The following is a 10,911-nucleotide window of genomic DNA, read 5'->3' on the forward strand; positions in this document are numbered from 1 at the left end:
CTCCATCTTGTTTTGCGGCGCCTTCGCGGCGTCCTTTGCGGGCGGGGGGGGGGGGGCCCCGCCCCCCCGCGCCCCCGCCCCCCCCCCCCCCCCCCGCCGCGGGGAGAGTGGTGGAGGCCCCGGCAGCCCCGACCGCCTTTCGCCACCGGGGGCACCCTGGCGAGGCGCGAATGCAACCGCGGATGTGGCCGAGCGGCAGCACGCACCCGGCGTGCGGCCGCTCGGGCGGTCCTCGGGGTCAGCGGCCGGCGTTCCGACGTCCGGCCCGCAGACCCGCAGACCCGCAGACCCGTCCGGCCGTCAGCGGGCCGACAGGACTCGCAGACCGGGGGCCCGTCCGGCCGTCAGCGGACCGGCAGGACCCGGGTGTGCTCCTCCCGGACGGCCTGCAGGGCGTTCGGCTTGAGGCCGAGCAGCTTCAGGATGGTCGGCGCGATCTGCTTGGTCTCGACCTTCTCGTCCTCGCGGACGCCGCCCGGGGCGCCGGCGCCGGAGACGACCAGCGGCACGTTCAGGTCGTCGGCGTGGGCCCCGCCGTGCTCGGCGATCTTGCTGCCGCCGGTGTAGACGACGCCGTACTGCGCGACGCCGAAGACGTCCGGCACCCGGGGATCGCCCGGGTCGACGCCGAAGTGGTCGGCGGCCTCGTCGCCCGCATGGATCCGCTCGATGCCGCTCCGGGTGAACGGGCGGGCCTTGCCGTTGATGTCGACGCCGTTGCCGCTCTGCGCCAGCAGGTAGTTCTTGGCGAACCCGGTGGCGGCGTCGGAGCGGTCGTTGAGCCAGAGCAGCACGCCGTCGTCGTCGACCGCGTGGGCGACGAGGGTGTCGGCGCCCGGGTGGGCGGCCTTCCAGGCGGCGTTGAGGCCGTCCAGCAGCGGCCCGTCGTCGATCCGGTTGAGCGCGGTCGGGTCGGTCGGGGACTGGCCGTGCTTGGCCGACAGGATGATCGTGGTGGAGCCGTCGAGGTGCTGCGCGCGCAGTTCCGCGGTCAGGGCGCCGATCTGCTGGTCGACGAACTCCAGGTTCTTCGCGAGCAGCGGGCCGGGCACGCCCTTGGTGGCGTAGCCGCCCTGGAGGCCCTCGGAGCTGTTGAGCTTCTGCGCGGTGGAGACGGATTGGAGGTTCAGGCCGAAGACCGCCGGCGTGCCGACCTTCTGCGAACGGCTGTGGTCGTAGCCGTCGATCTCGTTGAGGACGGCCTGCACCTTGTACGAGTCGTACTGCTGGGTGGCCTTGTTGTCCTTGGTCCAGTCGCCGCTGTACCCGGCCGCCTTGCTGTTGATCTCCGGAGTGAAGAGGTCCTGGACGCCCTCGCCGGAGGGGCCGTTGAGGATGTCGTAGGCGGCGTGCTTGTCCGACCACGCGGTGCGCAGGCCCGCCTGGCGGGCCACCTCGAAGACGGTGTTCACCTGGAGGTAGGAGTGCGGGTAGACCGGCTTGCAGGTGTCCGGGTCGACGGGCAGCTTGGCCGGGTTGATCAGGTTCTGCGGCCGGCCGGTCATCTGCAGGATGGAGCCGGGCAGTCCGGCGAGGCCCTGGCCGGCGTCGATCGCGTCCTGGTTCTTGTCCAGGTCCTCGGTGAGGTCGACCTCGACGCCGGACTTGGCGTTCTCGCAGCCGGTGGTGCCGGCCGGGAGAAGTTCGGCGTTGTAGGTGTCGTCGTAGTAGACGCCGGTGGTGCCCGGGCCGCCGCCGGTCAGCTGCGCGACCATGCCGGGGAAGGAGTCCGAGGGGTTGGTGGTGCTCGCGCGGGTGTACTCGACACCGCCGCCGACCAGCCTGGCCAGCGCGGACTGGGGGTGCTGGGCCACGAACCAGGCGAGGTCCGACTGGTGCAGGCCGTCGACCGAGACCAGCAGCACGTGCTCGACGCGGGCGCTGCGGCCCTCTTCGGCGGCGGCTGCCTGGGCGACGGTGGATCCGGCCAGCACACCGGCGGCGCCGAGGGTGGCGGCGAGCCGGACATGGCGACGGGTCACGGAAGACTCCTGTCGAGGGGGAAGGTGGCTGCGGCGGTGCGCTCATAGGGTGGGAGGCCCCGGTATACCGGCGGCGGCCGGGGAATGAACAGTTCCGGACCCCGCCGCGGAGAAATTCGAGAATTCGGCGATTCTCGCCAAATGGACTCACTGTCAACGGAATTGGTGAACATGCACCGTCAATGAACGGGCGGCGTCCTGGAATGTCCCCCGTCCGAATGCCCCCGGCCGCGGCGCTCCGGGGAGTCCGGACCGCCGCGGCCGGGGGCGGGGCGGTTCAGTCGTCGGTCGCCGTGGTCGTGTACGGGGCCCGGGCGTGGGTGGCGGCGTACATCAGGGCGGTCTTCATCTTGGGCCAGAAGTAGGAGTCCTGGCAGGAGTAGGCGGGCATGAAGCCGGAGCAGCCGCGGGAGTCGCTGTCGCCGACCTCGATGGTGAAGCTGGCGGTCCCGAGCTTGTCGTAGACCCAGTCGTCGGTGCCGCCGGCGGCGTCGTAGAGGATCTCGCCGGCCTGGCCGGACTGGTAGTTGGTGAGGGCGCCGAGCTTGCCGGCGAGGGCGCGCAGCGCGGCGTCGTTGCCGGTGTGGGCGGTGTGGTCGTGGGCCCACGGGAAGATGACCATGCTGGCGTCACTGTGCAGGGTGATCATGATGCCGCGGGTGTCCGCCGGGGCGGGGTCGGTGTCGCCGGGGCCGCGTACGGCCGGGTAGAGGGTGCGGAACAGCCCTTCCAGGGCGGTGTTCTCGGCCTCGGAGTCGGCCTGCGGCCCGAGGTAGATCTCGGAGCACGGGTCGGGCGAGGTGCCGAGCCCGCCCCAGTGGGTGCCGGCGTTGCGGTTGAGGTCGACGCCGATCTGGCCGGAGAAGTCGCAGGCGGAGCCGTTCGAATCGTCGGCGTTCTTGCGCTGGTAGAGCGGGTTGTCGCCGCCCTGCTGGACGATGTCGACGCCGTCGGGGTTGGCGATCGGCACGACCCAGAGCTCGGTGGAGTCGAGGAGCGCGGTGGTGTCCTGGTCGGTGCCGTAGCCGCCGGTGAGGTGGTCGATCCAGCGCCACGACATCTCGCCGGTGGTGATCTCGCGGGCGTGGATCTGGCTCATCAGGAAGAAGCGGGGTTTGGTCGAGTTCGGTGAGAGCGAGCAGTCGCTCCCGGTCCGTTTGGTGATGCAGACGGCTTTGAGGTCGTAGCCGCCGGGCCGGCCGTTCTGCTTGCGCCAGGACTGGCCGTAGGTGACCACGGTCGCCAGGTCGGGGTGCTGGGAGGCGACTTGGTCGAGGTGGGCGTAGTGGGCGTTGACGGTGTGGTAGCCGCCGTCGTACGTCTCGTTCGGGTCGCCGGCCGCCAGTTGGCCGCTCCTGGGGCGGAGTTGGAGCGGCGCCCGGGCCGGTTCGGGCATCGTCCGCTCGACCGTGGGAGTGAAGCCGAGCAGTCGCAGCCGGGTGCCGTCGCGGGCGTCGCCGAGGACGAACAGGTCGTCGCCCTGGCGGTGTTCGAGCAGGTCGAAGCCCGCGCCGGTGAGCGTCTGGGCGTCTGCCGCGGTGTGGGTGGGGATGCGGTAGACGAAGACGTTCCCGGGGCCCGACCGGTGGGTGTTCTGGGCCGTCGCGCTCGGTACGGCGGTGAGGGCGAGCGCGGTGAGTGCGGCGACGGTGCCGGCCGCGAGGGCGATGGAACGCTTCCTGGCCATGGGGGGCCTCCGAAGTCGTGGGGGTGTCACGTGGAGGACGGGTGGCGGGGCGGGCGAAGGAGCGGAAAGCAGGGAGCACGTACCGGCTCATGTCGCGTACATGACATTAAGCCCGTCGCGCGTCGCCGCCACCGTCCCTGAAGCAAAGCGCCGCCCTGACCGCCCGTCAACTCCCGGCGGGGAGTTTTCCGTTGCGGTCAGGGCGGTCGAGCCGGCCCGGCGCCCGGGCGTGAAGCCGCCCCGGGCGCGGTCAGCCCTCCTCGCGCCAGCCCTCGTACTCGGCGGCGAGCGCGTCCAGGGCACGCAGCCGGGCCGGGGTCCACCCGCCTTCCGGGGGTTCGACGACGACCAGCCACTGGGCGTCCTCGGCGTCGTCCTCGCCGGCCAGGGCGTCGCGGACGACCTCCAGTTCGCCGAGGTCGGGCTGGGTGGCGCTGAGTTCCTCCGCGGCCTCGTCGGCGGCGTCGCGGTCGGGCAGGACGAGCAGTTGCCGGGCGTGCGGGTCGTCGACGTCCGGCTGGTCGGTGGTGAGGTCTTCGGTCACCGGCCCATTCTCCAGGTCCGCCGGCCGCCGCGGGCGCGCAGGTCCGGCCGGGGCTGTCCGCGCTCCGTGGGATGCTGGTGGGGATGGCCAGGAAGAGTGCACCCGACGACCTGCTCGCCCCGCTGACCCTCGCGGTCGGCCAGGAGGAGCTGCTGCTCGACCGCGCGGTCGCCCAGGTGGTGGCGGCGGCGAAGGCGGCGGATCCGGACACCGACGTGCGGGACATCCCGCCCGGAGGGCTCCAGCCCGGCAGTCTGGCCGAGCTGACGACGCCGTCGCTGTTCGCCGAGCGCAAGGTGATCGTGGTCAGGGCCGCCCAGGACCTCTCCGCCGACTCCGTGAAGGAGGTCAAGGCGTACATCGAGGCCCCGGCCGAAGAAGTGATCATGGTGCTGGTGCACGCGGGCGGCGCCAAGGGCAAGGGCCTGCTCGACGCGGGGCGCAAGGCGGGCGGCCGGGAGGTGGCCTGCGCCAAGCTGGCGAAGGCGAGCGAGCGGTTGGCCTTCGTCAAGGGCGAGTTCCGCACGCTGGGGCGCTCCGCGACGCCGGAGGCCTGCCAGGCCCTGCTGGACGCGCTCGGCAGTGACCTGCGCGAGCTGGCGGCCGCGTGCAGCCAGCTCACCTCGGACGTCGAGGGCACGATCGACGAGACCGTCGTGGCCCGCTACTACAGCGGCCGGGCCGAGGCCACCGGCTTCGAGGTGGCGGACCTGGCCGTCACCGGCCGGGCGGCGGAGGCGCTGGAGCGGCTGCGCTGGGCGCTGGCCGTCGGGCAGCCGCCGACGGGCATCACCTATGCGCTGGCGTCCGGCGTGCGCAGCATCGGGCGGCTTGCGAGCGCCGGGCGGAACATGCGCCCGGGGGATCTGGCACGCGAGCTGGGCATGCCGCCGTGGAAGGTCGACCGGGTCCGCCAGCAGATGCGCGGCTGGACGGGCGACGGCGTGGCCGTCGCGCTGACGGCGATCGCGCAGGCGGACGCCGCGGTCAAGGGCGGCTCGGACGATCCGGCCTTCGCCCTGGAGCGTGCGGTGGTCGCGGTGGCCCGTGCGGCCCGGGCGGGCAGCCGTCCCTCGTACTGAGTCGCACAAGCGCGCACCGAGCCGTACTGACCGTACCGAGCGCGCACCGCACCGAGCGCGCGCAGAGTCGTACTGAGTCGCGCCGAGCCGTACTGAGCCGTACTGGCGGCACCGAGCACGCACCGAGCACGCACCGAGCACGCACCGAGCACGCACCGAGTCGCACGGGGGAGCGCGGGCGAGGGCGGGGGCGCCTTGAACGCCCCGCGCCCACCCCGGACGTCAGCACCCCTCCACGGCACACCACCGAACGCGACAGGCGCCGTGACCGGCCTCTGGGGAAGAGGCGGTCACGGCGCCTGTCGTGATGCCGTGTGCACCGCACCCGCGTGGCGAACGCAGGCCGCGTGCGGTGCGAGTCTCGCGCGCCTCAGGGGTCCGGGTAGAGGGCCGGGTCGCCCTGGGGCGGTGGGGGCAGCGGCCCCCGGGGGCGTCAGGCCTGGGCGGCGGTGTTGACGCGCTTGGTGATGGCCGACTTCTTGTTGGCGGCCTGGTTGGCGTGGATGACGCCCTTGCTCACGGCCTTGTCCAGCGCCTTGGAGGCGGCGCGGGCCAGCACGACGGCCTTCTCGGTCTCGCCGGCGGCAGCGGCCTCACGGGCCTTGCGCAGAGCGGTCTTCAGCGAGGACTTGACGGCCTTGTTGCGCAGGCGCGCCTTCTCGTTGGTCTTGTTGCGCTTGATCTGGGACTTGATGTTCGCCACGAAGGAGCCTCAGTCTTGTCTGAATGGTTTGAACGGGCTGCACCGTCGGCCGTCGGACCAGCTGAGAGGGCATGCCGAGGCCAGGTGCAGCTGACTACGCTACCAGGGGCCCGCTGCCCGCCCCAAACCGGCCGGGGCGTCGGCCGGCCGGCTACGCGTCGAGGACCGGCTCGCCGTAGTGCTCGACCGCCGGGAAGGGCCGGTAGAAGCGGTGCAGCAGGTCCCGCCAGCGTTCGTACTCGGCGGAGCCGCGGAAGCCCTCGGTGTGGTCGGCGAGGGTCTCCCACTCGACCTGGAGCAGGAAGCGCGAGCCGCGTCCCTCGTCGAGGCAGCGCCGCAGCTGCAGCGAGCCGAAGCCGCGCTGGACGGCGATCAGCGGCCGGGCCTCGGCGAAGGCGGCGAGGAACTCGTCCTCCTGGCCGGGCAGGACGTCGAGCAGGGCGCTTTCCAGGATCACGGGACGCCATCCTGCCGCCGTCCGGGCCCGGTGGGAAGGGCGGCTCCGCACCCCCACGAACGACCCGGGCCGGACCGAACGGCGGCCCGCGCCGGGGTCGTGGGAAGATGGGAGGAACTATTTCGATCGGACGAGACTGTCCGGTCCCCCGGGAACCCGGTCAGCGATGACCCGGACGCCCCCGGCCCCGGACCAACGGAGAATCGGACCAAGGTGCCCGCGACCCCCAGCAATGTGCCAGAGCCCAGCCGTACCGACCCGGCGCTGATCCGCAACTTCTGCATCATCGCCCACATCGACCACGGCAAGTCGACGCTCGCAGACCGGATGCTGCAGATCACCGGCGTCGTCGACCCGCGGCAGATGCGTGCCCAGTACCTCGACCGCATGGACATCGAGCGTGAGCGCGGCATCACCATCAAGTCGCAGGCGGTCCGCCTCCCGTGGGCGCCGAAGACCGGGCCGAACGCCGGGTCGACGCACATCCTCAACATGATCGACACCCCCGGCCACGTGGACTTCACGTACGAGGTGTCCCGCTCCCTCGCCGCGTGCGAGGGCACCATCCTGGTGGTCGACGCGGCCCAGGGCATCGAGGCGCAGACCCTCGCCAACCTGTACCTGGCGCTGGAGAACGACCTCACGATCATCCCGGTGCTCAACAAGATCGACCTGCCGGCCGCCCAGCCGGAGAAGTACGCGGCCGAGATCGCGCACATCATCGGCTGCGACCCCGCCGACGTGCTCCAGGTCAGCGCCAAGACCGGTCTGGGCGTCGAGGACCTGCTGGACCACATCGTCAACACCATCCCGGCCCCGGTCGGCGTCAAGGACGCCCCGGCCCGCGCGATGATCTTCGACTCGGTGTACGACTCCTACCGCGGCGTGGTCACCTACGTCCGTGTCGTGGACGGCCAGCTCACCAAGCGCGAGCGCATCGCGATGATGTCCACCGGCGCCACCCACGAGCTGCTGGAGATCGGCGTCATCTCGCCCGAGCCGAAGGTCGCCGACGGCCTCGGTGTCGGCGAGGTGGGTTACATCATCACCGGTGTGAAGGACGTCCGGCAGTCCAAGGTCGGTGACACGATCACCTCGATGAACAAGGGCGCCACCGAGCCGCTCGGCGGCTACAAGGACCCGCGCCCGATGGTGTTCTCCGGCCTGTACCCGCTGGACGGCTCGGACTACCCGCTGCTGCGCGACGCCCTGGACAAGCTGCGCCTGAACGACGCGGCCCTGGTGTACGAGCCGGAGACCTCGGTCGCGCTCGGCTTCGGCTACCGCTGCGGCTTCCTCGGCCTGCTGCACCTGGAGATCATCCGGGAGCGGCTGGAGCGCGAGTTCAACCTCGACCTGATCTCCACCGCCCCGAACGTGGTCTACCGGGTGATCATGGAGGACGGCACCGAGCACACCGTCACCAACCCGAGCGAGTTCCCGAGCGGCAAGATCGCGGAGGTGTACGAGCCGGTCGTGCGCGGCACGATCCTCGCGCCCAACGAGTTCGTCGGCGCGATCATGGAGCTGTGCCAGTCCCGCCGGGGCAACCTGCAGGGCATGGACTACCTCTCCGAGGACCGGGTCGAGCTGCGCTACACCCTGCCGCTCGCGGAGATCGTCTTCGACTTCTTCGACCAGCTGAAGTCCAAGACCCGCGGCTACGCGTCCCTCGACTACGAGCCCATCGGCGAGCAGAGCGCCCAGCTGGTGAAGGTCGACATCCTGCTGCACGGTGACGCGGTCGACGCGTTCTCCGCGATCGTGCACAAGGACAAGGCCTACAACTACGGCGTGATGATGGCGGGCAAGCTGCAGAAGCTCATCCCCCGCCAGCAGTTCGAGGTGCCGATCCAGGCGGCCATCGGCTCCCGGGTGATCGCCCGCGAGACGGTCCGCGCGATCCGCAAGGACGTCCTCGCCAAGTGCTACGGCGGTGACATCTCGCGCAAGCGCAAGCTGCTGGAGAAGCAGAAGGAGGGCAAGAAGCGGATGAAGATGGTCGGCCGCGTCGAGGTCCCGCAGGAGGCCTTCATCGCCGCGCTGTCCACCGACGCGGAGGCCCCGAAGGAAAAGAAGTGACGGAAGCGGGGTAGCAGCGGCGGAAGGGCCCGGAGCGCGATCGCTCCGGGCCCTTCCGCGCGTCCGGGGACGGTCACTTCAGCGCCGCGAGCACCCCGGCGACGATCGCGGCCTTGGCCAGCCGCCCCGCCGTCCCGGTGAGCACGGTGGGCCGCATCGAGTCGTCCCCGCGGACCAGCTGGAGCAGCCCGTCGTGCCGGCCGAGGCTCAGGCACTGCGCGACGTACTTGTACGCGAAGGGCTTGTCCGTCCGCCCGTCGAGCAGCTTGCCGACGTACTGGCCCATCGGCAGGGCGGTGGCGCAGCCCATCCGCAGGGTTCCGGTGCCGGGGACGGTCACCGCGGCGGCGTCGCCGACGACGTGGACGTCCGGGTGGGACACCGACCGGAGGTACTCGTCGACCAGGGCCCGGCCGCGGTCGTCGACGGCCAGTCCGGCCGCGGCGGCCAGCGGGTGCGGCTCCATCGAGGCGGCCCAGACGGTGACGTCGGCGTCGACCGGGCCGGTGGTGGTGCGCAGCCCGGTGGGGGTGACCTCGGTGACGGTGGCGTCCTCGTGGACGCCGACGCCGAGCCGGTCGAGGACGCGCCGGACGTGGGCGCGGCCCTTGGGGGAGTAGATGCCGCCGACCCGGCCGGCCGTGACGATCCGCACCCGCCACCGGGGGTGGGCCTCGGCGAGTTCGGCGGCGAGCTCGATGCCGGTGGCGCCGCCGCCGACGACGGCGAGGGTGCCGGGTTCGCCGGCCCCGCGCAGGCGGCGGTCGAGTTCGGCGGCGCGCTCGGCCCCGTAGGCGTGCTCGGCGGCGCCGGGGACGTCGTGCCAGGCGGTGCGGCTGCCGAGGGCGTAGACCAGGGTGTCGTAGCCGAGGACGGTGCCGTCGTCGAGCTCGACCTTGTGGCCGTCGAGGTCGAGTTCGACGGCCCTGGCGCGGTGGTGCTCGATGCGCCGGCCGCGCGCGAGCTGTCCGATGGCGGGCCAGTCCTGCCCGCCGCCGGCCGCCGCCTCGTGCTGGCGGACGCGGTGGAGGAGCCGCTCCTCGGGCGCGACGAGGGTGACGGCGTGGTGCCGGCCGGCGCCCTTGGCGGTGCTGAGTCCGGCGTAGCCGGCGCCCAGGACGACGATCCGCTTCTCGGTGGTGCTGCTGCTCATCCCGTCCGCCTCCTTGCGGGGTGCGCTGTCGTTCAGCGCGGTTCGGCAAGGGGACGGCGCGGCGGCGCGGAGTGTGACAGTGACCTGCGTCACACTCCGGTGTTCAGCTCGCGACGGGGGCGATGTGGGTGAGTTTCTCGGGGTTGGCCACGACGTACGTCCCGGTGATCAGGCCGTCGGCGACGGTGAACGCCAGCACGCCGGCGACGGTTCCGGTGGTCGAGTCGTACCAGACCATGCCGGGTTCGCCGTTGACCTCGGCGAGGGCGAGGCGGAGCTCCGGCGTGAGCCACTTCGCGACCGAGCCGGCGATCAGGCGGGTGACCTTGTCGGCGCCGCGGACCGGGCGGGCGGCGGCGCGGACGATGCCGCCGCCGTCGGCGGTCCACACCACGTCCGGGTCGAGGACGGCCATCAGCCCCTGGAGGTCGCCGCCGAGCGCCGCGGCGGCGAACGCCTCGACGGCGCGCCGGTGTTCGGCCCGGTCGGCGCTCGTGCGCCGGCCGCCGTCCCGCACCCGGCGGCGGGCCCGGGAGGCGAGCTGGCGGGCGGCGTCGGGGGTGCGGTGGAGCGAGTCGCCGATCTCGTCGAAGCCGACCGCGAAGACGTCGTGCAGCACGAACGCGGCCCGCTCGGCGGGGGTGAGCTGTTCCAGGACGGCGAGCAGTGCGAGCGAGACGGACTCGCCGCGCTCGGCGAGTTCGGCCGGGGAGTCGGGGGCGCTCGCGTAGGAGACGGACGGCTCGGGCAGCCACTCGCCGGTGTAGGACTCGCGGCGGGCCCGGGCGGAGCGGAGCTGGTCGTAGCAGAGCCGGGTGACGACGGTGGTGAGGAACGCGCGCGGGTCGGCGACGGCGGCGCGGTCGGCGGCCCGCCAGCGCAGCCACGCCTCCTGGAGGACGTCCTCGGCGTCGGTGAACGTGCCGAGAAGCCGGTAGGCGACCGAGCCCAGGTAGCGTCGGTTCGCCTCGAACGCGTCCGGGGCCTGCTCGTCGATCACGGGCCCACGGTAGCGGTCCGCACGGGGAGAACGAAGGCCGGGTGAGCGAGTCCGGGACGCGCGGAGGGCCGGTGCGCTGCCGGGGAACGCGAAGGGCCCGCGAACGCCAAGGGCCGGAGCGGGAGAGCCTGGGTTCTAGGAGTCGTTGCAACACCCCAGCTCAGGGGATGCATTGGACTTCGAGATCCGTGAGGACCGGACAGCTCAGGGGCCCGTGAAGC

The 10,911-nt window shown here is 72.4% G+C and carries 9 protein-coding genes; 2 read left to right on the forward strand and 7 right to left on the reverse strand.

The genetic code is table 11. The features are described from left to right. Window positions 1-344: 344 nt before the first annotated feature. The 3 genes from AB0C76_RS40440 to AB0C76_RS40450 form a co-directional block, all read right to left on the reverse strand. Window positions 345-1,982: an alkaline phosphatase family protein gene (locus AB0C76_RS40440; RefSeq protein ID WP_359975499.1), complete on the reverse strand. Its 1,638-nt coding sequence runs from the start codon at window positions 1,980-1,982 to the stop codon at window positions 345-347. Window positions 1,983-2,259: 277 nt separating this feature from the next. Beyond that, window positions 2,260-3,669 carry a M14 family zinc carboxypeptidase gene (locus AB0C76_RS40445; protein ID WP_359975502.1) on the reverse strand — a complete coding sequence of 470 codons (1,410 nt, stop codon included), beginning with the start codon at window positions 3,667-3,669 and terminating at the stop codon, window positions 2,260-2,262. 250 nt (window positions 3,670-3,919) lie between these two features. Continuing rightward, entirely contained in the window at window positions 3,920-4,213 is a 294-nt protein-coding gene (locus AB0C76_RS40450) for a hypothetical protein (RefSeq protein WP_359975505.1), read from the reverse strand. A gap of 83 nt (window positions 4,214-4,296) precedes the next feature. Between AB0C76_RS40450 and holA the strand changes: the two genes are divergently transcribed. Further along, entirely contained in the window at window positions 4,297-5,295 is a 999-nt protein-coding gene (gene holA, locus AB0C76_RS40455; RefSeq protein ID WP_359975508.1) for a DNA polymerase III subunit delta, read from the forward strand. Window positions 5,296-5,728: 433 nt separating this feature from the next. On the opposite strand, the gene rpsT is transcribed toward holA, so the two are convergent. Beyond that, the gene (gene rpsT / locus AB0C76_RS40460) at window positions 5,729-5,998 is read right to left on the reverse strand and encodes a 30S ribosomal protein S20 (protein WP_329931122.1); all 270 of its coding nucleotides are present in this window, start codon (window positions 5,996-5,998) and stop codon (window positions 5,729-5,731) included. Window positions 5,999-6,149: 151 nt separating this feature from the next. Next, a complete protein-coding gene (locus AB0C76_RS40465; RefSeq protein WP_359975512.1) occupies window positions 6,150-6,455 on the reverse strand; it encodes an antibiotic biosynthesis monooxygenase in 306 nt (101 codons plus the stop codon). A gap of 213 nt (window positions 6,456-6,668) precedes the next feature. Here AB0C76_RS40465 and lepA point away from each other — a divergent pair, with 213 nt between their 5' ends. Continuing rightward, window positions 6,669-8,537, forward strand: a complete 1,869-nt coding sequence (gene lepA, locus AB0C76_RS40470) for a translation elongation factor 4 (RefSeq protein ID WP_359975515.1) — start codon at window positions 6,669-6,671, stop codon at window positions 8,535-8,537. 73 nt (window positions 8,538-8,610) lie between these two features. Here lepA and AB0C76_RS40475 read toward each other — a convergent pair whose 3' ends face one another. Further along, entirely contained in the window at window positions 8,611-9,690 is a 1,080-nt protein-coding gene (locus AB0C76_RS40475) for an FAD-dependent oxidoreductase (RefSeq protein WP_359975518.1), read from the reverse strand. Between the two features lie 103 nt (window positions 9,691-9,793). Continuing rightward, entirely contained in the window at window positions 9,794-10,690 is an 897-nt protein-coding gene (gene sigJ, locus AB0C76_RS40480) for an RNA polymerase sigma factor SigJ (protein ID WP_359975521.1), read from the reverse strand. Between the last annotated feature and the right edge of the window lie 221 nt (window positions 10,691-10,911).

Source organism: Kitasatospora sp. NPDC048722 (assembly GCF_040650235.1).
Taxonomy (GTDB): domain Bacteria; phylum Actinomycetota; class Actinomycetes; order Streptomycetales; family Streptomycetaceae; genus Kitasatospora.